22 protein-coding genes are annotated in these 24,666 nt (G+C 72.1%); 17 read left to right on the plus strand and 5 right to left on the minus strand.

Annotated elements, in window-relative coordinates; all coding sequences use genetic code 11:
* Nucleotides 1-2: 2 nt before the first annotated feature.
* On the minus strand, nt 3-818 hold the full coding sequence (locus WFI16_RS08105; protein ID WP_419897311.1) for a helix-turn-helix domain-containing protein: 816 nt from the start codon (nt 816-818) through the stop codon (nt 3-5).
* 117 nt (nt 819-935) lie between these two features.
* Between WFI16_RS08105 and WFI16_RS08110 the strand changes: the two genes are divergently transcribed.
* The 13 genes from WFI16_RS08110 (at nt 936) to WFI16_RS08170 (ending at nt 14,708) form a co-directional block, all read left to right on the plus strand.
* Nucleotides 936-2,216: a CaiB/BaiF CoA transferase family protein gene (locus tag WFI16_RS08110; RefSeq protein WP_419897312.1), complete on the plus strand. Its 1,281-nt coding sequence runs from the start codon at nt 936-938 to the stop codon at nt 2,214-2,216.
* Complete coding sequence (locus WFI16_RS08115; protein WP_419897313.1) at nt 2,213-3,367, plus strand: acyl-CoA dehydrogenase family protein; 1,155 nt, start codon at nt 2,213-2,215, stop codon at nt 3,365-3,367. Before WFI16_RS08110 ends, WFI16_RS08115 begins: the two co-directional genes overlap by 4 nt.
* Entirely contained in the window at nt 3,367-4,356 is a 990-nt protein-coding gene (locus tag WFI16_RS08120) for an acyl-CoA dehydrogenase family protein (RefSeq protein WP_419897314.1), read from the plus strand. The genes WFI16_RS08115 and WFI16_RS08120 overlap by 1 nt, the downstream gene beginning before the upstream one ends.
* A complete protein-coding gene (locus tag WFI16_RS08125; RefSeq protein ID WP_419897315.1) occupies nt 4,353-5,147 on the plus strand; it encodes a crotonase/enoyl-CoA hydratase family protein in 795 nt (264 codons plus the stop codon). Before WFI16_RS08120 ends, WFI16_RS08125 begins: the two co-directional genes overlap by 4 nt.
* Nucleotides 5,148-5,149: 2 nt before the next feature.
* Nucleotides 5,150-5,905 (plus strand): tyrosine-protein phosphatase, encoded by a 756-nt coding sequence (locus WFI16_RS08130; protein ID WP_419897316.1) that lies wholly within the window; start codon nt 5,150-5,152, stop codon nt 5,903-5,905.
* Between the two features lie 48 nt (nt 5,906-5,953).
* Nucleotides 5,954-6,913 (plus strand): tripartite tricarboxylate transporter substrate binding protein, encoded by a 960-nt coding sequence (locus tag WFI16_RS08135; RefSeq protein WP_419897317.1) that lies wholly within the window; start codon nt 5,954-5,956, stop codon nt 6,911-6,913.
* Nucleotides 6,910-7,971 (plus strand): SDR family oxidoreductase, encoded by a 1,062-nt coding sequence (locus WFI16_RS08140; RefSeq protein ID WP_419897318.1) that lies wholly within the window; start codon nt 6,910-6,912, stop codon nt 7,969-7,971. Before WFI16_RS08135 ends, WFI16_RS08140 begins: the two co-directional genes overlap by 4 nt.
* 95 nt (nt 7,972-8,066) lie before the next feature.
* Complete coding sequence (locus tag WFI16_RS08145; RefSeq protein ID WP_419897319.1) at nt 8,067-9,212, plus strand: ABC transporter substrate-binding protein; 1,146 nt, start codon at nt 8,067-8,069, stop codon at nt 9,210-9,212.
* Nucleotides 9,209-9,991 carry an ABC transporter ATP-binding protein gene (locus tag WFI16_RS08150; protein ID WP_419897320.1) on the plus strand — a complete coding sequence of 261 codons (783 nt, stop codon included), beginning with the start codon at nt 9,209-9,211 and terminating at the stop codon, nt 9,989-9,991. The genes WFI16_RS08145 and WFI16_RS08150 overlap by 4 nt, the downstream gene beginning before the upstream one ends.
* Nucleotides 9,988-10,716 carry an ABC transporter ATP-binding protein gene (locus tag WFI16_RS08155; protein WP_419897321.1) on the plus strand — a complete coding sequence of 243 codons (729 nt, stop codon included), beginning with the start codon at nt 9,988-9,990 and terminating at the stop codon, nt 10,714-10,716. The genes WFI16_RS08150 and WFI16_RS08155 overlap by 4 nt, the downstream gene beginning before the upstream one ends.
* Complete coding sequence (locus WFI16_RS08160) at nt 10,713-11,582, plus strand: branched-chain amino acid ABC transporter permease (protein WP_419897322.1); 870 nt, start codon at nt 10,713-10,715, stop codon at nt 11,580-11,582. The genes WFI16_RS08155 and WFI16_RS08160 overlap by 4 nt, the downstream gene beginning before the upstream one ends.
* Nucleotides 11,579-12,556 (plus strand): branched-chain amino acid ABC transporter permease, encoded by a 978-nt coding sequence (locus WFI16_RS08165; protein ID WP_419897323.1) that lies wholly within the window; start codon nt 11,579-11,581, stop codon nt 12,554-12,556. Before WFI16_RS08160 ends, WFI16_RS08165 begins: the two co-directional genes overlap by 4 nt.
* A complete protein-coding gene (locus tag WFI16_RS08170; protein ID WP_419897324.1) occupies nt 12,549-14,708 on the plus strand; it encodes an acetate--CoA ligase family protein in 2,160 nt (719 codons plus the stop codon). Before WFI16_RS08165 ends, WFI16_RS08170 begins: the two co-directional genes overlap by 8 nt.
* Here the strand turns inward: WFI16_RS08170 and WFI16_RS08175 are convergent.
* Nucleotides 14,680-15,675, minus strand: coding sequence for an NADPH:quinone oxidoreductase family protein (locus tag WFI16_RS08175; RefSeq protein ID WP_419897325.1), 996 nt, complete (start codon nt 15,673-15,675; stop codon nt 14,680-14,682). The genes WFI16_RS08170 and WFI16_RS08175 overlap by 29 nt on opposite strands.
* Before the next feature lie 100 nt (nt 15,676-15,775).
* On the opposite strand from WFI16_RS08175, the gene WFI16_RS08180 reads away from it, so the two are divergent.
* The 4 genes from WFI16_RS08180 (at nt 15,776) to WFI16_RS08195 (ending at nt 20,582) form a co-directional block, all read left to right on the plus strand.
* Nucleotides 15,776-17,017, plus strand: coding sequence for an acyl-CoA dehydrogenase family protein (locus tag WFI16_RS08180; RefSeq protein WP_419897326.1), 1,242 nt, complete (start codon nt 15,776-15,778; stop codon nt 17,015-17,017).
* Nucleotides 17,018-17,020: 3 nt separating this feature from the next.
* Nucleotides 17,021-17,809, plus strand: coding sequence for an SDR family NAD(P)-dependent oxidoreductase (locus WFI16_RS08185; protein ID WP_419897327.1), 789 nt, complete (start codon nt 17,021-17,023; stop codon nt 17,807-17,809).
* 2 nt (nt 17,810-17,811) lie between these two features.
* Entirely contained in the window at nt 17,812-18,882 is a 1,071-nt protein-coding gene (locus tag WFI16_RS08190; protein WP_419897328.1) for a phosphotransferase family protein, read from the plus strand.
* A 116-nt stretch (nt 18,883-18,998) separates the two neighbouring features.
* Nucleotides 18,999-20,582, plus strand: coding sequence for an ABC transporter substrate-binding protein (locus tag WFI16_RS08195; protein ID WP_419897329.1), 1,584 nt, complete (start codon nt 18,999-19,001; stop codon nt 20,580-20,582).
* Between the two features lie 43 nt (nt 20,583-20,625).
* Here the strand turns inward: WFI16_RS08195 and WFI16_RS08200 are convergent, their stop codons facing one another.
* From WFI16_RS08200 to WFI16_RS08210, 3 genes are read right to left on the minus strand one after another with little or no spacing between them, the layout of a single operon-like run.
* Nucleotides 20,626-22,029, minus strand: a complete 1,404-nt coding sequence (locus WFI16_RS08200; protein WP_419897330.1) for an FGGY family carbohydrate kinase — start codon at nt 22,027-22,029, stop codon at nt 20,626-20,628.
* Entirely contained in the window at nt 22,026-23,222 is a 1,197-nt protein-coding gene (locus WFI16_RS08205) for an NAD(P)/FAD-dependent oxidoreductase (protein ID WP_419897331.1), read from the minus strand. Before WFI16_RS08205 ends, WFI16_RS08200 begins: the two co-directional genes overlap by 4 nt.
* The gene (locus WFI16_RS08210) at nt 23,222-24,619 is read right to left on the minus strand and encodes an NAD(P)/FAD-dependent oxidoreductase (RefSeq protein ID WP_419897332.1); all 1,398 of its coding nucleotides are present in this window, start codon (nt 24,617-24,619) and stop codon (nt 23,222-23,224) included. Before WFI16_RS08210 ends, WFI16_RS08205 begins: the two co-directional genes overlap by 1 nt.
* Nucleotides 24,620-24,666 lie beyond the last annotated feature (47 nt).

Consider the following 24,666-nt stretch of genomic DNA (forward strand, 5'->3'; position numbering starts at 1 on the left):
GCTCAGGGCGGCGGCGCGGGGGAAGGCCAGATGCCGGCATTCAGCCCGGCGAAGACTTTTGCCAGTTCCTGCGCCGCCTCCCGCAGCACCGGCAGCAGGCGGGTGGCGGCGCCGTCGCGGTCGATCGCCTCGCGCAGATACATCAGGTTGACCGCGGCCCGCGCCCGGCCGTCGACCATCACCGGCACGCCGATCGAGCTGGCCAGGCCATTGTATTCCCGCATCGCATAGGCCTCGTCCATCACCGCAAAGCCCTCCTCGCGGATCCTGGCGAACAGCGCCGCGGCGCGTTCGGGATGGCGGGCCGCGTCGTTCCAGGGCTCGGGTGAGCGGGCGGCGAGCGCCAGCGCCTGCGCCCGGTGCCCGGCATCGCTGAAGGCCAGGAAGGACAGCCCGAGCGAGGTCGCCAGGATCGGCGCCCGATAGCCCTGGCGGCGCTCGAACAGGAAGCGGCCCTCGCCGCGGCTGGTATGGGCCACCACCATGGCGTCGCCGTCGAAGACCGCGACATCGGAGGGCCAGCCGACCTGGCGCCGCAGCGCCGACATGATCGGCGAGGCGACCTCGCCCACCTCGCGGTGCAGCACGTAGCCGGCGCCGAGCTCCAGCGTGCGGCCGGTCGGGCGATACACCGCCTGCTGCCCGTCGCGGGTGACGAAGCCGGCATGCATCAGCGTCTCCAGCATCCGCACCACGGAGGGCTGGTTCAGCCCGGTCTGGCGATGGATCTCCTTCACCGTCGCGACCGGCAGGCGGTTGACCGCCCGCAGCACCTCCAGCCCGCGCAGCAGCGCGGTGACCGGCTCGTAGGAGGCCATGCAGATCCTCTCCCTGGCGCGGCGCCGAATGGGGCTTCCCGAGGCGCCGCGCCCCATGCCATAGTTCTTCTGAAATAGAATTTCAACGAATGAAACGGCGAGGGGAGAGAAGGCCGCATGGCCCAGGCGGAAGGCGATCAGGCGCGTCCGATGGCGTTGGACGGGCTGAAGGTGCTGGACCTGTCGCGCGTGCTGGCGGCGCCCTGGGCCTCGCAGATCCTGGGCGATCTGGGCGCCGAGGTGCTGAAGATCGAGCAGCCCGGCCGCGGCGACGACACCCGCCGCTGGGGCCCTCCCTTCGTCGAGGATTCTTCGCCGTCGCCCGATGCCGCCTATTTCTTCTGTGCCAACCGCAACAAGCGTTCCCTGGCCATCGACTTTTCCCAGCCGGAAGGCGCCGCGCTGGTCCGGCAGTTGGCGCTGCAGGCCGATATCGTCGTGGAGAATTTTCGCGTCGGCGCGCTCGCCCGCTTCGGGCTGGATGCCGAAAGCCTGCGCGCCGCCAACCCCCGCCTGATCTATTGCTCGGTCACCGGCTTCGGCCAGACCGGCCCCTATGCCAGGCGCGGCGGCTATGACTTCCTGGTGCAGGGCATGTCCGGGCTGATGAGCATCACCGGCCGCCCCGAAGGCGTCGCCGGCGCCGGGCCGATGAAGGTCGGCCTGCCGGTCAGCGACCTGTTCACCGGCCTCTATGCCGCGGTCTCCATCCTGGCGGCGCTGAACCACCGCCAGGTGACCGGGCAGGGGCAGTGGCTGGACTGCGCGCTGCTCGACAGCCAGGTGGCCGTGCTGGTCAATCAGGCGATGAACTACCTGGTCGGCGGCGCGGTGCCGCAGCGGCTGGGCAATGACCACCCCAATGTCGTGCCCTATCGCGACTTCGCCTGCAGCGACGACTACATCCTGGTCGCCTGTGGCACGGATGGGCAGTTCCAGGCGCTGTGCCGGCTGCTGGGCAGGCCGGAGCTCGGCGCCGACCCGCGCTTCGCGAGCAATGCCGGCCGCAGCCGCGACCGCCGCGCGCTGGAGGTGCAGCTGGCCGCCGCCATCGCCCCCTGGAAGGCCGCCGAGCTGCTGGCCGCCATGGCCGAGGCCGGCATCCCCGGTGGCCCGATCCATTCCATCGACCAGATCCTGGCGAACCCGCAGATTGCCGCGCGCGGCCTGCTGCAGTCGATGACGCGCGACGACGGCACGCCGGTCACGGTCATCGGCTTCCCGACGCAGTTCTCCGAGACGCCCGCCAGCTACCGGCTGGCGCCGCCGCGGCTGGGGCAGGACACCGCCGCGGTGCTCGCCGCCACGCTGGGGCTGGAGCCAGAGGCCATCGCGGCGCTGGCGGCGCGTGGCGTCATCGGGCTGGACCCGCTGGCCCGGGCGGAGGCGCTGTCATGATCGCGGACCTGCCGCTCGGCGCCATCCCCGCCGCCGACGAAGCCTTCCGGGACGAGATCCGCGGCTTCCTGCGCGAGCGCATCCCGCCGATCCCGCCCGAGCGCCGTGCCCGCTCCTGGATGGGCTTCGATGCCGGCTTCAGCCGGGCGCTGGCCGAGCGCGGCTGGCTCGGCCTGACCTTTCCGGAAGAGTATGGCGGCGCCGGGCGCGGCCCCTTCGCCCGCTACGTGCTGGTGGAGGAGCTGCTGGCGGCCGGCGCCCCGGTCGCCGCGCATTGGATCGCCGACCGGCAGAGCGGCCCGCTGATCCTGCGCTTCGGCAGCGAGGCGCAGCGCCGCTTCCACATCCCGCGCATCGTCGCCGGCCAGTCCTTCTTCTGCATCGGCATGAGCGAGCCGAATGCCGGCTCCGACCTCGCCAGCGTCACCACCCGCGCGGTGCCCGAAGGCTCCGGCTGGCGGCTGAACGGCGCCAAGATCTGGACCACCCACGCCCAGCACGCGCAGTTCATGATCGCGCTGGTCCGCACCTCCGGCACCGCCGCCGACCGGCAGAAGGGGCTGTCCCAGCTCATCATCGACCTGTCGCTGCCGGGGGTGACGATCAACCCGATCCGCGACCTGGCCGGCGAGGCGCATTTCGCCGAGGTGGTCTTTGACAATGTCCTGCTCGGCGAGGAGGCGCTGATCGGCGAGGAGGGCGGCGGCTGGGCCCAGGTCAATGCCGAGCTGGCCTTCGAGCGCAGCGGCCCCGAGCGCATTTTTTCGTCCGCTGTCCTGCTGGATTGCTGGGCCAACCATCTGCGGGAACGCGGCGCCGATGCGGCGACCGAGCGGCTGCTGGGCCGGCTGCTGGCCGAGCTGGCGACGCTGCGCGCCCTGTCGGTGGCGGTGACCGCCCGGCTGGTCGCCGGCGACAGTCCCATCGTCGAGGCGGCGCTGGTGAAGGATCTCGGCACCGGCTTCGAGCAGGCCATCCCGGCGCTGCTGACCGAGGCCCTGGGCGCCGATCCCGATCCCGATGCCGTGCCGCCGCCGGCGCTGTTGCGCACCCTGGCCTATACGGCGTCGATGGCGCCCTCCTATTCGCTCCGCGGCGGCACGCGGGAAATCCTGCGCGGCATGATCGCGCGCGGCATGGGGTTGCGCTGATGCAGGAGCTTCTGGCCGAAGCGGCGTCCGAGCTGTTCTCGCGGCACTGCCCGCCGGCGCTGGTGCGGCGGCTGCGCCAGGGCGGCACCGATGACGGGCTCTGGGCGAGGATCGAGGAGGCCGGCTTCCTCGACGCCCTGCGCCCGGAGGCGGCGGGCGGCGCCGGCCTGACCCCGGCCGAGTTCCTGCCGGTGCTGCTGGCGGCCGGTCGCTGCGCGCTGCCGCTGCCGCTCGGCGAGACCGCCATCGCCCGTGCCCTGCTGGGCGAGGCAGCGCCACCCGGCGCGGTGCTGATCGCCATGCCAGGGGGCGCGCCGCTGCAGGCGCGCATCCCGGCGCAGCGCCCGGCCGAATGGGCGATCCTGCCGGGCGATGCCGCCCTGCTGCCACTGGCCGATGCGCGGGAGATCGAGGCGGCGGCCCCCTTCGAGCGCCGGCTGGAATGGCCGGAAGCCAGCATCGGCCAGGCCGTGCCCGCGGCCGACTGGCTGCTGCTCGGCGCCTGGCTGGAAGGCGCGGCCATGGCCGGCGCGCTGGAGAAGCTCCTGGAGTCCAGCATCGCCCATGCGACGGTGCGCCGGCAGTTCGGCCGCCCGGTCGCCGGCTTCCAGGCGGTGCAGCAGCAACTGGCGGTGCTGACCGAGGAGGTGCTGGCCGCGCGGATGGCGGCGCAGCTCGGCAGCCTTGGCGGTGGCGACGGGCCGCTCGGCCTGGACCGCGCCCGCGTCGCCGCGGCCAAGACCCGCATCGGCCTCGCGGCGCGCGAGGCCGCTGGCATCGCCCATGCCGTGCACGGTGCCATCGGCATCACCGAAGAACTCGACCTGCATCTGGCGACCGCGCGCCTGCTGCAGGGCCGCGCGCTGTTCGGCAGCGCCGATTACTGGTCCGGCTGGCTGGGCCGGGCCTATCTGGCGGCGGCGCCGGGCGATTTCGCCGGCACGCTGGATTTCGTGCGCCACCATCTGGCGCCGCAGGAGATGGCATGAGCGATTTTCTTCTCTTCGAGCGCGACGGCCCGATCGTCACCCTGACGATGAACGCGCCCGAGAAGCGCAACGCCCTCGCCATCGAAGGCGGCAGCACCGAGGCCTTCACCGAGGCCTGCGCCCGCATCGCCGCCGAGCCCGATGTGCGCGCCGTCATCCTGACCGGCGCCGGCAGCGCCTTCTCCGCCGGCGGCGACCTGAAGTCGATGCGCGCCCGCTACGGCATGCCGCCGGCCGAGATCCGCGACAGCTACCGCCGTGGCATCCAGAAGATCCCGCTGGCGCTCTATGAGCTCGACGTGCCGACCATCGCCGCGGTGAACGGGCCGGCGATCGGCGCCGGGCTCGATCTGGCCTGCATGTGCGACATCCGCATCGGCGCTGCTTCCTCCTCCTACGCCGAGAGCTTCGTCAGTGTCGGCATCGTTCCCGGCGATGGCGGCGCCTGGCTGCTGCCGCGCGCCGTCGGCCAGAGCATGGCGGCCGAGATGGCCTTCACCGGCGACCGGCTGGATGCGGAAGCCGCGCTGGCCTGCGGGCTGATCTCGCGCGTCGTCCCCGATGAGGAACTGCTGCCCGCCGCCCGCCAGCTGGCCGGCCGCATTGCCCGCAACCCGCCGCAGGCGCTGCGCATGACCAAGCGGCTGCTGCGCGAGGGCCAGCACATGCGGCTTTCTTCCCTGTTGGAGCTCTCCGCCGCCTACCAGGCTTTGGCGCATTCGACCGAGGACCATCGCGAGGCGGTGGATGCCTGGTTCGACAAGCGCCGCCCCGACTTCAAGGGCCGCTGAGCATGGCGGCCAGCCTCGGCACGCTGCCGCGGGTCGTCGCGCTGCAGGGCGCCACGAATCTGCGCGACCTGGGCGGCTATGCGACGGCCGACGGGCGGCGCACGCGCTTCGGCCTGATCTTCCGTTCCGCCGCGCTGGGGGGCCTGACCGGGGATGATCTGGCGACCATTGGCGCATTGGGGCTGAAGACCGTCTGCGACCTGCGCGGCCTGCACGAAGCCGAACGCGCGCCGAGCCGCCTGCCGCCCGGCGTGGCCGCCCTGCCGATGCCGATCGAGCCCACTGTCGGCGCCTCGCTGCGCGACATCCTGGCGCGCGGTCAGGCCACCGGCGAGGATGTCCTTTCCCTGCTGGCGCAGGCTTACGCGGCTTATGCGACCCAGAAGCTGCCGGTCTATCGCGCGCTTTTCGCGACGATGCTGGAGCCCGGGCGCCTGCCGCTGCTGTTCCACTGCTCGGCGGGCAAGGACCGCACCGGCTTCGGCGCCGCCCTGCTGCTGACGCTGCTCGGCGTGCCGCGGGCGAGCGTGATGGACGATTATCTGGCGACCAACGGGCTGTGGCGTGGTGAGCGCGTCTTTCCGCCCGGCACCGCGCCGGAAGTGGCGCAGACGCTGATGCGCGCCCATGCGCCTTTGCTGGACGCCGCGCTGGAGCGCGCGCTGGCCGGCCATGCCTCGATCGAGGATTTCGCCAAGGCCGCGCTCGGCCTCGAGGCGCCGCGCCTGCGCGCCTTGCGAGAAAGCATACTCGAATAACGGAGCGGGTCGCCACGCAGCGGCCCGCCACAGGGAGGAGAGAAAAGGATGCTGAGGAGGACGCTGTTCGCGGGCCTGGCTGCCCTGCTGCTGGCCCTGCCCGCTGCCGCCGCCGAGAATTTTCCGACGCGGCCGGTGACCATCATCGTGCCCTTCCCGCCGGGCGGGGCCACCGATGTCGCCGCCCGCATGATGGCCGAGGTCATGGCGCCGCTGCTCGGCCAGCCGGTGCTGGTCGACAACAAGCCCGGCGCCCAGACGGTGATCGGCGCCGAGGCCGTGGCGCGCGCCCAGCCGGATGGCCACACTATCCTGATGGCCTCCGGCACCACGCTGACGCTGAACCCGCTGCTGCCCGACCGCCTGCCCTACAAGGCCGAGGATTTCTCGCCGATCGTGCTGGTGACCAAGCTGCCTTTCGCGGTGGTGGTGCGCAACGGGCTGCCGACCAATATCGCCGATTTCGTCAAGCTGGCGCAGAGCCGCAACGGCGCGCTGAACTACGGCTCGAACGGGCCGACCAGCTTCAACAACCTGGCCGCGGTCGCCGTGCTGGAAGGCATGAAGATCCGCATGCAGGAGATCACCTATCGCGGCGATGCGCAGCAGCTGAACGACCTGCTGGGCGGCACGCTGGATGCCATCGTCGTTGGCGGCAGCTCGGGGCTCGCCGCGCATCGCTCGGGCCGCGGCCGCATCATCGGCTGGACCGGCGAGGAGCGGCTGGCGGTGACGCCGGAGATCCCGAATTTCTCCGAGCTCGGCCCCGACATGGTGGTGCAGACCTGGTTCGGCCTGCTGGCCCCGGCGCGCACGCCGCAGGCCGCCATCCTGCGGCTGAACGCCGCCGCCGCCCGCGCCCTGCAATCGACCGAGCTGCGCGACCGGCTGCTGGCCGAGGGACAGTTCGTCGCCGGCGGCTCGCCCGACGATTTCGCCACCTTCCTGGCGCAGCAGGCCGAGCGTTGGCGGCCAGTGGTGGCGCGGCTGGCGGGCAAGCGCGAATGACCAGGCGGGTCCTGGTGGCCGGCGCGCTGGGCTTGGTCGGCCGCGCCGCCCTGCGCCACTACGAAGCCGCCGGCGTCGAGGTGATCGGCCTGTCGCGCCGCGCCCCGGATTTCGCGTCATCGGCCCGCTTCCTCTCCGTCGACCTGGCCGACGCGGCGGCGACGCGGGCGGCGCTGTCGGGGCTCGGCATCACGCATCTCGTCTATGGCGCGCTGCAGGAGATGCCGGATCTGCGCGGCGGCTGGCTGGACAGCGAGCAGATGGCGGTGAACCGCGCCATGCTGCGCAACTGCCTCGACGCGCTGGAGGGGCAGGGGCTGCGGCATGTCGCGCTGCTGCAGGGCACCAAGGCCTATGGCGTGCATCTCGGCCAGATGCCGATCCCGGGCAAGGAGGATGCGCCGCGCCACATCCATCCGAATTTCTACTGGAAGCAGGAGGACGATATCCGCGCCCGCCAGCCCGGCAGCGGCTGGGACTGGACGATCTTCCGGCCGCAGGCGGTGATCGGCTTCGCGCTGGGCAGCGCGATGAACCTGCTGACCGCGATCGGCGCCTATGCCGCGATCAGCCGCGAGCTTGGCCTGCCGCTGGTCTATCCGGGCCGCGGCGACCGCATCACCGAGGTGACGGATGCGCGCCTGCTGGCCGCCGCCATCGCCTGGGCGGGGCAGGCGCCGGGGGCGGCGAACCAGATCTTCAACGTCACCAATGGTGATGCGATGACCTGGCGCAGCCTCTTCCCGGTCGTCGCCAGGGTCTTCGGCATGGAGATGGGCGCCCCGCAGCCGATGTCGCTGCCGGTGATCATGAGCGACAAGGCGCCGCTGTGGCAGCGCATGGTCGAGCGCCACGGCCTGGCCCCACACGGGCTCGACAGCCTGGTCGGCGCCTCCTGGCAGTTCGCCGATTTCGCTTTCAGCCGCGAGGACCAGGTCGCCTCGCTGGTCAGCACCATCAAGATCCGCCAGGCCGGCTTCGGCGACTGCATCGACAGCAGCGTCATGCTCGACTGGTGGCTGCGCCATCTGCAGGAGACGCGCATCCTGCCGCGCTGAGGAACGGGATTGCCATCCGCGCCCCGCGCGCGGCACGATGATCGACAGCGAACCGGTCTGCCAAAAGAACGGTCGCGCAGGAGGAGGTCCACAGGATGACGTCTCGCAGGCAGTTGCTGCGGGCGACGGCGATCGGCGCAGCTGCGCTGGCCGCCCCCGCCCGGCTCTACGCCGCCGATCCGATCAAGGTCGGCGCGCTGTTCCCGCTGAGCGGCGGCGCCGCGCCGCAGGGCCAGCACGTGACCCAGGCGATCGAGATCGCCGCCGCCCTGGTCAACGAGGCGGGCGGTGTGCTTGGCCGGCCGATCCAGGTGATCAAGCGCGACGATGAATCGACGCCCGCCGTCGGCGTCAGCCGCGCCAACGAGCTGATCGCCGAGGGCGTCGCCGTCATCATCGAGGGCTGGAACAGCCCGGTGACGCTGGCGACGCAGACAGTGATCGCGCGCGCCGGCGTGCTGGACATCACCGCCGTCTCCAAGGCCGATCCGATCCTGACCGGCGGCGGCAATCCGCTGGCGGTGCGGCTGAACTCCTCCAACGCGCAGGATGGCCGCGTCATCGCCGAGCATCTGAAGGCGATGGGCGCGAAGCGCATCGCCTTCCTCACCCAGAACGACGCCTATGGCAACGGTGCCCAGGCCTCGATCGAGGCCGAGCTGAAGGCGGTCGGCCACAGCTGGGAGAAGGTCGGCGAAGAGAAATTCCCCTTCGCCCAGGCCGATTTCCGCGTGGCGCTGACCAATATCCGCGGCGCCAATGCCGATGCGGTCGTTGCCATCAATGCGAATGAGGGATCGGGCCTGCCGGCGCTGATCCGCCAGGCGCGGCAGATGCGCATCCGCGGCGAGTTCGTCACCGCCGTCGGCACGGTGGCACCCAGCGTCATCACCGTCGCCGGCGAGGCGGCCAATGGCATCATCGGCGCCGACATCTACTTCCCGAATGTCGAGCCCTTCGCCTCCAACCCGGTCAACCAGCTTTTCGTCAAGCGCGCCGAGGAGAGCATCAAGTACACGCCCGACAAGTTCATGGCGCTGGGCGCGGCGGCGCTGCAGGTCTGGGCGGCGGCGGCGAACGAGCTGAAGACGCTGGAGCGCGAGGCGATCGCCCGGCGCATCCGCGGCGGCAGCTTCAAGGGCACCGTCTTCGGCGATGTCTCCTTCGCCGCGGATGGGCAGATGCAGTCCAGCCATCACCTCTTCACCGTGAAGGACGGCAAGATCGAGGTCCGCACATGACGGCGGCCGGCGCCGATCGCCCGCTGCTGCGGGTCGAGGGCCTGGGCGTGCGCTACGGCGCGCTGGTGGCGCTGCAGGATGTCAGCTGGCAGGTCTCGGCCGGCGAGATCCTCGGTATCATCGGCCCCAACGGTGCCGGCAAGAGCTCCTGCTACGACGCGGCCACGCATCTGGCGATGCGCAGCGGCCGCGTCTGGCTGGAGGGCGAGGAGGTCACCGCCATCCCGGCGCACGGGCTGGCGGCGCGCGGGCTGAAGCGCGCCTTCCAGCAGAACGCCTTCTTCGCCGGGCTCAGCGTGCGCGACAACATGGTGGCGGTGCTGCAGCGGGATGCCGGCAGCGGGCTGCTGGCCAGCCTGCTGGCGCCCTGGCGCGAGGCGCGTTCCCGCGCGGCGCTGGAGCGCGAGGCGGCGGCACTGCTCGAGGAGTTCGGCGTGCCGCGCGGCATGCACGAGCTCCGCCCCGGCAATATCCCCTATGGCAGCCAGCGCATGCTCTCCATCGCGCTGGCCTGGGGCCGCGGCGCGCGGGTGCTGATGCTGGACGAGCCGGCGGCGGGCCTCGGCGGCGCCGACATGGCGCGGCTGATGGATCTGCTGCGCGCGCTGCGCCAGCGCGGCGCCGCGCTGGTGGTGATCGAGCACCATATGGACCTGATCATGCAGCTGGCCGACCGCATCGTCGTGCTGGAACAGGGCCGCATGCTGGCCAGCGGCACGCCGCGCGAGGTCCAGGCCGATGCACGCGTGCTGGAAGCCTATCTGGGCCGCGCCGCATGACGCCGCTGCTGGAAGCGCGCAACCTGCGCGTCGCCTATGCCGGGCATCGCGCGCTGGAGGTGCCGCATCTGCGGCTGGCGCCGGGCGAGCTGGTCGGCGTGGTGGGCGCCAATGGCGCGGGCAAGTCGACGCTGGTCAATGCGCTGCTCGGCTGGTCGCGCGGGCATCCGCGGATCGACGGCCAGGTCTTCGTGCGGGGCGAGGATGTCTCGGCCCTGGCCACCCATGCGCGCGTCGCCCGCGGCCTGTCGCTGGTGCCGGAGGGCGGCGCCGTCTTCATGCGGCTGACGGTGGAGGAGAATCTCGCAGCGGCAGGCCCGCTGGACGGCAGCGACCGCCCCGCGCATTCGCTGGATGAAATCTACGCGCTGTTCCCGCGATTGAAGGAACGGCTGCACCACCTGGCCTCGGCGCTGTCGGGCGGCGAGCGGCAGATGCTGGCGATCGCCCGCGCGCTGCGCCTCGGCCCCTCGGTGCTGCTGCTCGACGAGCCCTCGATCGGCCTGGCGCCGAAGCTGGTGACCGAGGTGCTGCGCCAGGTGCGCAGCCTGGTCGGGCCGCAGCTCTCGGTCCTGCTGGTCGAACAGAACCTGCGCGCCGCCATCGAGGTGGTCGACCGGCTGGTGCTGCTGGAGCGCGGCCGCATCCTGGCCGAAGGTCCGGTCGCCACCATGCGCGACGATCCGCGCATCCTGCAGGCCTATCTGGGGGAGGCAGTGGCATGAACCTGCCGCAGCACCTGATCAACGGGCTGATCCTCGGCCATGCCTATGCGCTGGTCGCCATCGGCTGGACCGTGCTGCTCGGCGTCGCGCGGCTGGTCAATTTCGGGCACGGGCAGATCTACATGCTCGGCGCCTTCGTCACCTGGTGGGCGGTGGCGCGGCTCGGCCTGCCCTATCCGGTGGCGATCGCCTTCGCCATCGGCGCTGGGCTGCTGCTCGGGCTGATCATGCAGGCGGCGATGCTGCGGCTGACCTTCGAGCAGGACCTGGTCTCCATCATGATCGTCACGCTGGGCTTCGGCCATGTGATGCGCGGCGTCGCCGGCCTGGTCTTCGGCGGCAATCCGCAGGTGCTGGAGACGCCGCTGAGCTATGTCGATTTCGAGCTGGGCGGTGCCTGGGTCACCGGCCAGGACCTGCTGATTGTCGTCGCCGCCATCGCCGTCTTCGCGCTGCTGCGCTTCGGGCTGGAGCGCGGCGCGCTGGGCCGCACCGCGCGCATGGTGGCGGAGGATCCGAAGCTGGCGCAGCTCGCCGGCATCGACGTCCGCCGCGTCTATTTCTCGGTCTTCGCCTTCGAGGGGGCGGCCGTGGCCTTCGCCGCCGCGCTGGTCGCGCCGCGCACGCCGATCCTGACCAATATCGGCTTCGAGGAGGTGATCATCACCTTCGTCGTGGTCGTGCTGGGCGGCATCGGCTCGGTCGGCGGCTCCTATGTCGCGGGCGTCGCGCTGGGCATGTTCACCGCGCTGTTCGGCGGCTTCGTCTCGCCGGCCTATGCCAGCACCGCCGCCTTCGGGCTGCTGATCCTGGTGCTGGTGCTGCGCCCCGGCGGCTTCGCCCTCGGCGCGAGGGCCGGGCGGTGACCGGCGCGCTCCGCCTGGCGGCGCTGCTGGTCGCCGCCGTCATCGTCTTCCTGCTGCCGGGGCAGGTGCCGGCGCTCTACGGCGCCTTCACCGTCATCGCCATCCTGGCCGTCGCCGCCTATGGCCTCGATATCGTCCTGTCCGATCTCGGCGAGGTCAGCCTGGCGCATACGGTGTTCTTCGCGGCGGGCGCCTATGCCACCGGCCTGCTGGCGACGCGCGCCGGCGCGGGCTCCTGGACCACGCTCGGAGCCGCGCTGCTGGCGGGCGTCGCCATCGCCCTGCTGCTCGGGTTGATCACCCTGCGGCTGCGCGAGTTCGTCTTCTCCCTCGTCACCTATGCGGCGACCGTGGTGGCGGCGGCGCTGGCGCATAACTGGAATTTCCTGGGTGGCTCCGATGGCGTCTCCGGCATTCCGACGCTCGACCTGTCGATCGGGCCCTGGGCGCTGACCGCACGCAACGATGCCGAGCTCTGGCCCTTCGCTTTCGTGCTGCTGCTGGTCACCCTCTATGCGGTGCGGCAGTTCCGCCGCTCGCGCCCCGGCGCCATGGCGATGATGGTGCATCTCAACCCGCGGCTGGCGACCATGTCGGGGATCGATGTGCGCCGCGTGCGGCTCGGCATCTTCGTCCTCTCGGCGCCGTTCAGCGCGGCGGCGGGATGGCTCTATGCCTATCAGCGCGCCTATGTCGGGCCGGACCTGTTCGAGACCTATTTCCTCGTCCTGATGCTGACGGCGGTGGTGATCATCGGCAAGCGGATGCTGTTCGGGCCGCTGCTCGGCACCGCGCTGATCATCGGCCAGGAGCGCTTCCTGTCGTTCGGCGGCGATGTGAACGCTGTCATTCTCGGCGGCGCGCTGATCGTTGCGCTGGCCTTCCTGCCGGGCGGCCTGGCCTCGGCCTTCACCGGCCTTGCCACCCGGTTCAGTGCGAAAAAGAATTCCCGTGAGGATGTCGTCGATGCCTGACAGCCAGCCCGCGCCGCGCCGCGCCCTCTACCGCCATGCCGATCTGCGCGCGCTGCTGGATCCGCGGAGCATCGCCATCGTCGGCGCCTCCGCCCGCCCCGGCTCCTTCGGCGAGCGGACGATGCGCAACCTGGCGGGCTTCGCCGGGCGGCTGCACCTGGTCAATGGCCGCTACGGGACGATCGGCGAGCATCCCTGCCACGCCTCGATCGCCGCCCTGCCGGAAGTGCCGGACCTCGTCGTCGCCGCGACGCCGATGGAGGCGGCGGAGGGCGTGCTGCAGGATTGCATCGCCGCCGGCGTCGGCGCGCTGGTGCTCTATGCCGCCGGCTTCTCCGAGACGGGGCGGCCCGAGCGCATCGCGCTGCAGACGAAGCTCACCGCCATGGCGCAGCGCGGCGGCGTCCGCCTGGTCGGGCCGAACTGCATCGGCTTGGTGGATTATGCGCGCGGCGCCAGGATCAGCTTCGTCGCCGTGCCGGAAGCCAAGGCGCCGCCGGCGCGCCCGGCCATCGGCATCGTCAGCCAGTCGGGCAATCTCGGCTTCGCCCTGGCCCAGGCGGTGGAGGCCGGCCTGTCGATCGGCCGGGTGCTGACCTGTGGCAATTCCGCCGATGTCGATGTCGCCGATCTGGTGGCGGCACTGGCGGAGGATCCCGCCTGCTCGGCCATCGCGCTGGTCTTCGAGGGCATGGCCGAGCCGCGCCGGCTGATCGAGGCGGCGGAGATCGCCTGGGCGCAGGACAAGCCGCTGGTGGTCTACAAGCTGGCCACCGGCGAGCAGGGCGCGCAGGCGGCGCTGTCGCACACGGGATCGCTCGCCGGGTCGGATGCCACCTATCGCGCCGCCTTCGCCCGCGCCGGCATGGTGCTGGTCGAGGGCTTCGAGGGGCTGCTGGAATGCGCCAGCTTCCTGGCCAAGGCGCCGCCGCCGAAGGCCGACGGCGTCGCCGTGGTCTCGACCTCTGGCGGCTCGGCGATCATGGCGGCGGACCGGGCGGAGTTGCGCGGCGTGCCGCTGCCGCAGCCGGGCCCGGAGGCGCAGGCGGTGCTGGCGGCGCGCATCCCGGATTTCGGTTCGGCGCGCAATCCTTGCGACGTCACCGCGCAGGTGCTGAACGATCCGGAATCGCTGCGCGCCTGCGCCGGGGCGCTGCTGGCTGATCCGGCCTATGGCACGCTGATCCTGCCGAACGGCTATGCCTATGACGTGGCGACGCCGCGCTTCGCCATGCTGGGCGAGCTGGCGGCGCAGCACGGCAAGCCGGCCTGCGTCGTCTGGACCACGCAATGGCTGGAAGGCCCCGGCGCGCGCGAGGTGGAGGCCGAGCCGCGCGTCGCGCTGTTCCGCTCGATGGACCGCTGCCTGGCCGCCATCGCCGCCTGGCAGGCGCGCGCTGCGCTGCGCGCCGAAGGGCCGCGCCAGGTCGAGCGCCAGGCGCCGCCCGAGGCGGCCGCGCGCGCCGCTGCCCTGCTGCAGGCCGCCGGCCCGGTGCTGACCGAGCGCGAGGCCAAGGCGGTGCTCGCCGAATACGGCGTGCCGGTGGTGCAGGAGATCCTCGTCGCTGACGCGGAAGAGGCGGTGCAGGTCGCGGAGCGGATCGGCTATCCGGTGGTGATCAAGGTCGAGAGCCCGGCGCTGCCGCACAAGACCGAGGCCGGCGTCATCCGCCTCGACCTGCGCGACGCGGCGGCGCTGCGCGCGGGCTTCGCCGAGGTGATGGCCAATGCGCGCCGCGCCACCACGGACGACCAGATCAACGGCGTGCTGGTGCAGCCCATGGTGCCGCAGGGCATCGAGATGGTGATCGGCGCGCGGCGCGATCCGCTGTTCGGCCCGACGGTCGTGGTCGGGCTCGGCGGCATCCTGGTGGAGCTGCTGCGCGACAGCGGTGTGGCGCTGGCCCCGGTGACGCGCGCCGAGGCGCGACGGCTGATCGAGGGGCTGCGCGGCGCGGCATTGCTGAAGGGCTTCCGCGGCATGCCGGCGGTGGATATCGACGGGCTGGCGGAATTGGTGCAGCGGGTCGCCGAGCTCGCTGCCGACCAGGCCGGGCAGATCGCCGAGATCGATGTCAATCCGGTGATCTGCCACGGCGCCCGGCTGCTGGCGGTGGATGCGCTTATGGCGCGCTCGGCGCCGCATGGGTGAGCAGCACCAGCTTGCCGGTCGCCTGCCGTGCCGCCAGCCGCTCCAGCGCCGCCACCGCCTGCGCCAGCGGGAAGCTCTCCGAGACCAGCGGCACGAGCTTCCCCGCCGCCACCCAGTCGAACAGCTCGGCCAGCAGCGCCAGCTGGGCCGGCTTCTCGCGCCGGGCGAAGTCGCCATAGAAGACGCCGGTGATGCTGCAGCCTTTCAGCAGCGCCAGGTTGAAGGGCAGGCGCGGGATCTCGCCGCTGGCGAAGCCGACCACCAGGTAGCGGCCGCGCCAGGCGATGGAGCGCAGCGCCGGCTCGGCCGCTGCGCCGCCGACGGGATCGAAGATGACGTCGGGGCCGCGGCCCCCGGTCAGGCCGCGCAGCGTCTCGCGCCAGTCCGGCGCGGTGTAGTCGACGGCGGCATCGGCGCCCGCTTCCAGGCAGGCGGCGCGCTTGGCCTCGCTGCTGGCGGCGGCGATGACGCGGGCCCCCAGCAGCTTGCCCAATTGGATCGCGGCCATGCCGGTGCCGCCGGCGGCGCCCAGCACCAGCAGCGTCTCGCCCGGCCGCAGCGCGCCGCGGTCGCGCAGCCCGTGCAGCACGGTGCCATAGGCCAGGCAGACCGCGGCGGCGGCGACGGGCGCGACGCCGTCGGGCACCGGCACCAGCTGGGCGGCGTCCAGCACCACCTCCTCGGCGAAGCCGCCATAGGTCATCAGCGCGGCGACGCGGCTGCCGATGGCTGGCGCCATGACGCCCTCGCCCAGCGCCGCGACCACGCCGCAGATCTCGCCGCCCGGCGAGAAGGGCAGGGCCGGCTTCTGCTGGTACTTGCCCTCGACCAGCAGGATGTCGGGGAAATTGACGCCGCAGGCCTCGACGCGGACCAGCACCTGGCCGGGGCCGGGGACGGGACTGGCGATCTCCTGCAGGGTCAGCTGGGATGGCGGGCCATAGGCCGCGCAGAGAATGGCTTTCATGACGGGGTTCCTCCGGCAGGAACCCTGGCGCCGGCTTGCCATCCGGCGCAAGCCCGTGCAGCACTGCATCGAGAATGAAACCGGCTGGAGGAAGACGGGCATGGATTTCAGCTATTCGCCGAAAGTGGTGGCGCTGCGCGAGCGGCTGCAGGCCTTCATGGACGAGCACATCATCCCCAACGACCATCTGCACCATGAGCAGCACGCGGCCATGCCGGACCGCTGGCAGCCGGTGCCGATCGTCGAGACGCTGAAGCCGAAGGCGCGCGAGGCCGGGCTGTGGAACCTGTTTCTGCCGGCCTCGCATCATGGCGCCGGGCTGACCAACCTGGAATACGCGCCGCTGGCCGAGATCATGGGCGCCTATCCCTGGGCCAGCGAGGTGTTCAACTGCTCGGCCCCCGACACCGGCAACATGGAGACCATCGAGCGCTACGGCACCGAGGCGCACAAGGAGCGCTGGCTGAAGCCGCTGCTGGCCGGCGAGATCCGCTCCTGCTTCGCCATGACCGAGCCGGATGTCGCCTCCTCGGACGCGACCAATATCCAGACGCGCATCACCCGCGACGGTGACCACTATGTGATCAACGGGCGCAAGTGGTGGTCGTCCGGCGCCGGCGATCCGCGCTGCCAGGTCTTCATCGTGATGGGCAAGACCGATCCGGATTCGCCCGACAAGCACCGCCAGCAGTCGATGATCCTGGTGCCGCGCGACACGCCCGGCCTGGTGATCAAGCGCATGCTGCCGGTCTTCGGCTTCGACGACGCGCCGCACGGCCATGCCGAGCTGCTGTTCAACGATGTCCGCGTGCCGGTGGACAATATCCTGCTCGGCGAGGGCCGCGGCTTCGAGATCGCGCAGGGGCGGCTTGGCCCGGGACGCATCCACCACTGCATGCGCGCCATCGGCCTGGCCGAGCGCGCGCTGGCGATGATGTGCAAGCGTGCCCTGGAGCGCCGCCCCTTCGGCAAGCCGCTGGCCGACCAGGGCGTGATGGTCGACCGCATCGCCCAGTCGCGCATCCTGATCGACCAGTGCCGGCTGCTGACCCTGCACGCCGCCTGGCGCATGGACACGGTGGGCAACAAGGTCGCCCGCACCGAGATCGCCGAGATCAAGGTGGCCGCGCCCGACATGGCCTGCCAGGTGATCGACTGGGCGATCCAGGCGCATGGCGGCGGCGGCGTCACCGAGGATTTCCCGCTCGCCTACATGTACAAGATCGCGCGCACGCTGCGCATCGTCGACGGGCCGGACGAGGTGCACCGCTTCCAGCTCGGCCGCATGGAGCTCAACAAGCACCGGCCGCCGCGCAATGCCGGCCCCGGGCAGGGGGTCTGAGCGATGGAGCGCTCGCTCTTCGACCTGACCGGGATGGTGGCCATCGTCACCGGCGCCTCGCGCGGCATCGGCCGCGCCATTGCCGAGCGGATGGCGCAGCAGGGGGCGAAGGTCGTCGTCTCCTCGCGCAAGATCGACGCCTGCCAGGAGGTGGTCGACGGCATCGTCGCGCGTGGCGGCGAGGCGATCGCGGTGGCCTGCAACATCGGGCGCAAGCCCGAGCTGCAGGCGCTGGTCGATGCGACGCTGGCAAAATGGGGGCGGATCGACAGCCTGGTCTGCAACGCCGCGATCAATCCCCATTTCGGCCCGGCCATCGACATGCCGGACGAGGCCTTCGACAAGATCATGGCCTCCAACGTCAAGTCGAACCTCTGGCTGGCGCATATGGCGCTGCCCGGCATGGCGGCGCAGGGCGGCGGCAGCGTGATCATCGTCTCCTCGATCGGTGGGCTCAGGGGCTCGCCGGTGCTGGGCGGCTATGGCATCTCCAAGGCGGCGGACATGCAGCTGGCGCGCAACCTGGCGGTGGAATGGGGGCCGCGCAACATCCGCGCCAATTGCATCGCCCCCGGCCTGGTGCGCACCGACTTCGCCCGCGCGCTCTGGGAGAATCCGGAGATCTACCGCAAGCGCACCCGCGACACGCCGCTGCAGCGCATCGGCGAGCCGGACGAGATCGCCGGCGCCGCGGTCTTCCTGGCCTCGCGCGCCGGCAGCTTCATGACCGGCCAGACCATCGTCATCGATGGCGGCATCATGGCCGGGCCGCCGATGGTGGGGGAGGATTGAGCATGGCCGATGCCGGCGCGCCGGCCCTGGTGCCGGTGCTGGAGAACCACCGCTTCGACGAAGCCGCCCTGGCCGGCCATCTGCGCGGCAGGCTGCCCGGCTTCGACGGGCCGGTGACCATCCGCCAGTTCCAGGGCGGCCAGTCGAACCCGACCTTCCATGTGGCGACGCCGGCCGGCGACTACGTGCTGCGCAAGAAGCCGCCGGGCAAGCTGCTGCCCAGCGCCCATGCGGTGGAGCGCGAGTATCGCGCCATGCAGGCCCTGGCCGGCAGCGGCGTGCCGGTGCCGCGGGTGCGGCTGCTCTGCGAGGACGAGTCCATCATCGGCACTTCTTTCTTCGTCATGGACCATGTGCCCGGGCGGATCTTCGCCGACCGGGTGATGAAGGAAGGCACGCCAGCGGAGCGCGCGGCCGTCTATGCGGATCTCGCCCGGGTGCTGGCGGCGCTGCACAAGGTCGACTGGCAGGCGGCGGGGCTGGCGGATTTCGGCAGGCCTGACCGCTACATGGAGCGCCAGGTCGCCCGCTGGACCCGGCAATGGGAGGCGGTGAAGGTCGAGGAGATGCCGGCGATGGACCGGCTGGCCGAATGGCTGCCGCGCCACCTGCCGGCCGGGGAGGAGACCGCCATCGCGCATGGCGACTACCGCCTGGGCAATGTCATCCTGCATCCGACCGAGCCGCGCATCGTCGCGGTGCTGGACTGGGAGCTGGCGACGCTCGGCCATCCGCTGGCCGATCTCGGCTATGCCTGCCTGACCTATCACATGGCGCCGGGGCCGAGCGGGGTGACCGGGCTGGCGGGCACCGACTTCGCCGGGACGGGCATTCCCGACCAGGCGGCCTTCGTCCGCACCTATTGCGCGGCGGCGGGGCGGCCCGAGCCCGAGGGGCTCGATGTCTTCGTGGTCTTCTCGATGTTCCGGCTGGCCTCCATCGTCGCCGGCGTCTGGCGGCGGGCGCTGGACGGCAATGCCGCCGATCCGCGCGCCATCGGCTATCGCGAGCGCTACCGGGGCATGGCGGAGACCGCCTGGGGCATCGCGCAGCGCCTTGATCCTGGCGGATAGGCAGGCCGGTCGCCCAAAAACGCCCGGAAATGGTCATTGTAAATTGACCGATCGGTCATCGGGACCTTAGCCTGCGGCATCGACCTGCCGCAGTCCAAGGATGTGCAATGATTCCGATGAAGCGCCGCAGCCTCTTCGCGGCCGGGGCCGCCGCCCTTGCCGCGCCGCTGGCCGGCCCCGCCCTGGCCCAGTCGCCGTCGCAGCGGGTGCTGAAGTTCATCCCGCAGGCCGATCTGGCGGCGCTGGACCCGATCTGGACCACGGCCTATGTCACCCGCAACCATGGCTACATGGTCTTCGACACGCTGTTCGGCCTGGATGCCGACCTGCGCCCGGTGCCGCAGATGGCCGAGGGCGCGGTGTCGGAGGCCGACGGCAAGGTCTGGACCATCCGCCTGCGCGACGGCCTGCGCTTCCATGACGGCAGCCCGGTGCTGGCGCGCGACTGCGTGGCCAGTCTGCAGCGCTGGGGCAAGCGCGACGCCTTTGGCGCGGCGCTCTTCGCCGCCACGGATGAGCTCGCCGCCGTCGACGACCGCACGCTGCGCTTCCGGCTGAAGACGCCCTTCCCGCTGCTGCCCTATGCGCTGGGCAAGGCGCCTTCGCTAATGCCGGCGATCATGCCGGAGCGGCTGGCGAAGACCGATGCCTTCACCCAGGTGACCGAGATGGTCGGCTCCGGCCCCTTCCGCTTCAAGGCGGATGAGCGGGTGCCGGGCGCGCGCGTGGTCTACGAGAAGTTCTCCGACTACAGGCCGCGCGAGGACGGCAAGCCCGGCTGGACCGGCGGCCCCAAGGTCGTGCATTTCGACCGGGTCGAGTGGAACGTGGTGCCCGACGCCTCGACCGCCGCCGGGGCGCTGCGCAGCGGCGAGGCCGACTGGTGGGAATACCCGCTGCACGACCTGCTGCCGATGCTGAAGCGCGGGCGCGAGGTGAAGGTCGAGGTCACCGATCCCACCGGCATGATCCCGACGATGCGCTTCAACACCACGACGACGCCCTTCGACAATGTGGCGATCCGCCGCGCGCTGCTCGGCGCGGTGGTGCAGAAGGACTTCATGGAGGCGCAGGTCGGCGCCCTGCCCGAGATGTACCGCACCGGCGTCGGCGTCTTCTGCCCCGGCACGCCGATGGCCTCGGAGGCCGGGATGGAGGTGCTGAACGGCCCGCGCGACCTGGCCGCGGTGAAGCGCGCCATCGAGGCCGCCGGCTACAAGGGCGAGAAGGTGGTGCTGCTCGCCGGCACCGATGTGCCGAACGTCAAGAATGCCTGCGACGTCGCGGCCGACATGATGCAGAAGGCCGGGCTGGCCGTGGACTACCAGGCGCTGGACTGGGGCACCGTCATCCAGCGCCGCGCCAACCGGGAATCGACCGACAAGGGCGGCTGGAGCGCCTATTGCTCCAGCTGGGGCGGGCTGGACCATCTGGACCCGGCCGGGCATCTGCTGCTGCGCGGCAATGCCAGCTTCTTCGGCTGGCCGAAGAGCGACCGGCTGGAGGAGCTGCGCGGCCAGTGGTTCGCCGCGCCCGACCTGGCCGCGCAGCAGAAGGTCGCCGCCGAGATCCAGCGCCAGGCTTTCGTCGACGTGCCCTACCTGCCCTTCGGCCAGTACATCCAGCCGACCGCCTTCCGCGCGAACCTGACGGGGGTGCTGCCCGGCTTCGCGACCTTCTGGAACGTGAAGCGCGGCTGACGGGGCGGTCCCTGCCGCCACCGGCGGCAGGGACTTGCGGACTTCAGGCTGCCCAGCCTCTGCTGAGTTCGACCGCCCGGGCGAAGCGTTCGTGCAGCGCCGGCGGCAGCGGCGGGGCATCGACGGTGCGGCTGGCCGGCGGCGGTAGATCGGCCCGGCACAGCCGCAGCATCCCCAGCGCCGTCATGTCGGCCGAGCCCGCGACCTCGATCGGCCGGCCGAGCACGGCGGCGAGGAAGCGGGTGAAGCCGCCGCTGCGGCTCAGCCCGCCATCGATGGCGATGCGTGGCGCGGGGCCGAGGCGGGCCTCGAAGGCGCGCACCAGCTCGGCGGCGCGGAAGGCGATGCCTTCCAGCACGGCGCGGCGCAGCAGCGCCTTGTCGGTCTCCAGCCCGAGGCCGAGGAAGCAGCCGCGCGCGGCCCGATCCCAATGCGGGCAGCCGAGCCCGGCCAGCGCCGGGACGAAGGCGAGGCCGCGTTCGATGGCGTGCGGCCCCTCGAAATGGTCGAGGCCGGCATGGCCGCCTTCCAGCAGCCCCAGGGTGCCGAGCCATTCGACGGCGGCGCCGGCGGTGAGGATGCCGCCATCGAGAGCATAGCGCGGCGCTTCCCCGGCGACCTGCCAGGCCAGGGTGGGCAGCAACCCGTCCGGCTGCCCGGCCTCCGGCAGCGCCTCGGTCAGGCCGAGGGCGAAGGCGCCGGTGCCGAAGGTTATTTTCAACTCGCCGGGACGGTGGCAGCCATGGCCGTAGAGCGCCGCCTGCTGGTCGACCAGGCTGGCGGTGACGGGGGTGCCGTTGGCCAGCGTCCCGAAATGCCCGGCGCTGGGGCGGATGGCGGGCAGGCATTCCATCGGCACGCCGAAGGCCGCGCAAAGCTCGGCATCCCAGGCGCCGGTCCGGATATCCATCAGGCTGGTGCGCGACGCGGTGGCGATGTCGGTCGCCGCCACCCCCGTCAGGCGGGCCAGGAAGAAGGCATCGCTGGTGCCGAGGCGGAGGCGGCCCTGGCGGTGCAGGTCGCGGGCGCCCTCGGCGTGGTCCAGCAGCCAGCGCATCCGGCCCGCGGCGAAATAGGGATCGAGCGGCAGGCCGGCGCGGGCCAGGGTCAGGGCTTCCAGGCCCCCGGCGCGCATCGCCGCGATCCGCGGCGCGGTGCGCTCGTCCTGCCAGACGATGGCGTGGTGCAGCGGGCGGCCGGTGGCCGCGTCCCAGGCGATGACGGTCTCGCCCTGGTTGGCCAGCCCCGCGGCGGCGCAGCGCCCGGCGGCCTCGACCAGGGCCTGCAGGTGGCCGAGGATCTCTTCCGCATCATGCTCGACCCAGCCGGGGGCGGGGCGGATCTGGCGGTGCTGGTGCTGGCCGACCAGGCGCAGCGCGCCGTCGCGCCAGAGATAGGCGCGCGAGGAGGTGGTGCCCTGGTCGAGGGCGAGGATGCCGTTGCTCATGCCAGTTCCAGCGCCACCCGGCCGATATCCTTCAGGGCGCCCGCGGGGATGGTCAGGGTGATCCGGCGTTCGGGCAGGGCGTCGATGCGGCGCTCGACCAGGGTTCTTCCCTCGGCCTTCAGGCGGAGCGTGCCGCGATGCGCGGTCGCCGCGCGCGCATGGAGGGTGATGGCGCCGGCATCGCGGAAGACGCGCTGCGGATAGACATAGCGCAGGGCGCCGGCCGGGGTGACCGGGATGGCCTCGGCCGGGGCGGGCAGGGTGCCGGCGAGGTCGCGCAGCAGGGCGGCGGCGGCGGCGGCGCCCTCGGCGGCGGCCTGGCCGGAATGCTCGACCGGCCGCAACACATTCCCCGCCGCGAAGACCGCCGGGTCGGAGGTGCGATAGAAGGAATCAATCTGCGGCCCGCCGGTGGCGGGGTCGAGCGCCAGGTGGCCGCCGCGCAGCAGGGCGGCCTCGGGGGCGAAGCGGCCGGTGACGATGACGCCGTCGCAGTCGATGCGGCGCGGGACGCCGTTCTCCTCGACGATGATGGCGTCGACACGTCCGGTGCCCTCGATCGAGACCAGCTTCGTCTGCGTCAGCACGGGCACGCCCAGGATATGACGCGCGAAAAGGTCGCCGGGGCGGCGGGCGGTGATGCGGGCGGCTTCCTCGATCATGGCGACGGGGCGGATGCCGGCATGGCGGGCGGTGAGCAGGGCGGAGAAGCTAACCAGCTCGCTGCCGAGCACCACCGGGCGCCTGAAGGGCAGCTGCCCGCCGGCATAGACCATCTCCTGGAAGGCGCCGGTGCTGACCACCCCCCAGGGGCGGGTGCCGCCGATCAGGCGTGCCGCGCGCGTCGTCTCGCGGATGCCGGCGGCCAGCAGCACGGCGCGGGGCGTCAGCGTCTCGCGGCCCTCGGGGGTGGCGAGCTCCAGCACGCCGCCCGGCCCCAGCGCGGTCACCGAGACCTGGGTGCGCAGCGTGGCGCCGCGCGCGTCCTGCACCAGCCGGCGGGCATAGGCCGGGCCGCGCCAGAGGCGGTGGTAGTCGAGGACCCCCCAGCCGAGATGGCCGCAGAAGCGCGGCAGGCCGCCGGCTTCCGGGTTGCGCTCCAGGATGGTGACGTCGCGGGCGCCGCCGGCGACCAGGTGGCGGGCGGCGGTCAGCCCGGCGGGGCCGGCGCCGATGATGACGATCGGCGCCATCAGCCGGCACCCCCGGCCGGGGCGACCAGCTCCGGCAGATGCGGCGCGGCGATCTCCATCACCCGGCGGGTGCAGTAGAAGCCCTGGCAGCGGCCCATCATGCAGCGGCTGCGGCGCTTCAACCCGCCGAGGTCGCCGGCGGGCAACGGGCCCTCGAAGGCGGCCTCGATTTCGCGGCGGGTGACCATCTCGCAATGGCAGACGATCTCCGACCGGCCGGGCTGCTGCCAGGGGCGCGGCAGCGCCTCGGTCAGGTTCGGCATGACCGGGCCCTCGGGTTCCTCGATCTCCGGCAGGGCGGCGAAATGCGCCGCGTGCAGGCGGCGCGCCTCCGCCGCGATGCCGAGGGCGGCGGTCAGCCCGGTCGAGCGGATGCCGGCGATGCTGATCCAGCCCTCCCGCGGCAGCGCCTCCATCTGGTAGTCCTTGAACTGGGTGGCCGGCCGCAGCCCGGCATAGGTGGCGGTCACCGTCTCTTCGGCGATCGCCGGGATCATGCGGCGGCCCTGGGCGAGCAGTGCCTCCAGCGCCGCGCTGTCGGTGGCGGCGCGCTCGCGGTCCTCCTGCTCCTCGGCGGTCGGGCCGACCAGCAGGTTGCCGAAGGCGGTGCGGCTGATCACCACGCCCTTGGTGCGCTCGTTGGGCACCGGCAGGATGATCGCCTGCGCCAGGCGGTGGGCGGTCTTGTCCAGCACCACGAACTGGCCCTTGCGCGGGCGGATCTCGAAGGGGCTGGGGCGGGCGATGGCCTCGACAATGTCGCCCTGGTTGCCGGCGCAGTTGATCACCACCCGCGCCGCCACCGGGCCGGCGGCGGTGTCGAGGTGCCAGAGCCCGGCCGCGTCGCGCCGCCCGCCGCGGACACCGGCGCGGCGCAGCACCCGGCCGCCGGCGGCGATTCCCTGCAGCGCATAGGCCAGCGGCGCCGACCAGGCATCGATCACCGATTCCCCCGGCACCCAGACGCCGCCGCGCGCCTCGGCCGCCAGATGCGGCTCTCGGGCCTGCAGCTCCGCCGCCGGCATCGGCCGGACGTCATGCACCCCGTTGGCCTGGCCGCGCGCCAGGATGCCCGGCAGCGCGGCCTCGTCGGCGTCGTTCCAGGCCACCACCACGGCGCCGGTCGGCAGCAGCGGCAGGCCGAGGCCCTGGTGGAGGCGGCGGTAGCGCGCGGCGCCCTCCTGCATCAGCCGCGATTCCAGGCTGCCCGGCACCGCGTCGAAGCCGGTGTGCAGCAGCGCGCTGTTCGCCTTGCTGGCGCCGGAGAGGATGTCGGCGCCGCGCTCCAGCAGGACCACCCGCTGGCCGGTGAGGCAGAAATCGCGGAAGACGGCGCAGCCCACCACGCCGGCGCCGATCACGGCGATATCGCAGGGAGCATCGGAGGGCAGGGTCATGGGACAAGGTATATGACCGTTCGGCCAAAATACACGCCCCTAAAATG

It is taken from the genome of Roseomonas sp. USHLN139, assembly GCF_037145735.1.
Classification (GTDB): domain Bacteria; phylum Pseudomonadota; class Alphaproteobacteria; order Acetobacterales; family Acetobacteraceae; genus Pseudoroseomonas.

Bases quoted from the DNA above. Each gene is read 5' to 3' on its own strand.
- WFI16_RS08105 (WP_419897311.1), bottom strand. From the start codon at position 818: ATGGCCTCCTACGAGCCGGTCACCGCGCTGCTGCGCGGGCTGGAGGTG.
- WFI16_RS08195 (WP_419897329.1), top strand. From the start codon at position 18,999: ATGAAGCGCCGCAGCCTCTTCGCGGCCGGGGCCGCCGCCCTTGCCGCG.
- WFI16_RS08190 (WP_419897328.1), top strand. From the start codon at position 17,812: ATGGCCGATGCCGGCGCGCCGGCCCTGGTGCCGGTGCTGGAGAACCAC.
- WFI16_RS08125 (WP_419897315.1), top strand. From the start codon at position 4,353: ATGAGCGATTTTCTTCTCTTCGAGCGCGACGGCCCGATCGTCACCCTG.
- WFI16_RS08110 (WP_419897312.1), top strand. From the start codon at position 936: ATGGCCCAGGCGGAAGGCGATCAGGCGCGTCCGATGGCGTTGGACGGG.
- WFI16_RS08180 (WP_419897326.1), top strand. From the start codon at position 15,776: ATGGATTTCAGCTATTCGCCGAAAGTGGTGGCGCTGCGCGAGCGGCTG.
- WFI16_RS08200 (WP_419897330.1), bottom strand. From the start codon at position 22,029: ATGAGCAACGGCATCCTCGCCCTCGACCAGGGCACCACCTCCTCGCGC.
- WFI16_RS08145 (WP_419897319.1), top strand. From the start codon at position 8,067: ATGACGTCTCGCAGGCAGTTGCTGCGGGCGACGGCGATCGGCGCAGCT.
- WFI16_RS08155 (WP_419897321.1), top strand. From the start codon at position 9,988: ATGACGCCGCTGCTGGAAGCGCGCAACCTGCGCGTCGCCTATGCCGGG.
- WFI16_RS08175 (WP_419897325.1), bottom strand. From the start codon at position 15,675: ATGAAAGCCATTCTCTGCGCGGCCTATGGCCCGCCATCCCAGCTGACC.
- WFI16_RS08210 (WP_419897332.1), bottom strand. From the start codon at position 24,619: ATGACCCTGCCCTCCGATGCTCCCTGCGATATCGCCGTGATCGGCGCC.
- WFI16_RS08140 (WP_419897318.1), top strand. From the start codon at position 6,910: ATGACCAGGCGGGTCCTGGTGGCCGGCGCGCTGGGCTTGGTCGGCCGC.
- WFI16_RS08135 (WP_419897317.1), top strand. From the start codon at position 5,954: ATGCTGAGGAGGACGCTGTTCGCGGGCCTGGCTGCCCTGCTGCTGGCC.
- WFI16_RS08150 (WP_419897320.1), top strand. From the start codon at position 9,209: ATGACGGCGGCCGGCGCCGATCGCCCGCTGCTGCGGGTCGAGGGCCTG.
- WFI16_RS08170 (WP_419897324.1), top strand. From the start codon at position 12,549: ATGCCTGACAGCCAGCCCGCGCCGCGCCGCGCCCTCTACCGCCATGCC.
- WFI16_RS08130 (WP_419897316.1), top strand. From the start codon at position 5,150: ATGGCGGCCAGCCTCGGCACGCTGCCGCGGGTCGTCGCGCTGCAGGGC.
- WFI16_RS08115 (WP_419897313.1), top strand. From the start codon at position 2,213: ATGATCGCGGACCTGCCGCTCGGCGCCATCCCCGCCGCCGACGAAGCC.
- WFI16_RS08160 (WP_419897322.1), top strand. From the start codon at position 10,713: ATGAACCTGCCGCAGCACCTGATCAACGGGCTGATCCTCGGCCATGCC.
- WFI16_RS08120 (WP_419897314.1), top strand. From the start codon at position 3,367: ATGCAGGAGCTTCTGGCCGAAGCGGCGTCCGAGCTGTTCTCGCGGCAC.
- WFI16_RS08205 (WP_419897331.1), bottom strand. From the start codon at position 23,222: ATGGCGCCGATCGTCATCATCGGCGCCGGCCCCGCCGGGCTGACCGCC.
- WFI16_RS08185 (WP_419897327.1), top strand. From the start codon at position 17,021: ATGGAGCGCTCGCTCTTCGACCTGACCGGGATGGTGGCCATCGTCACC.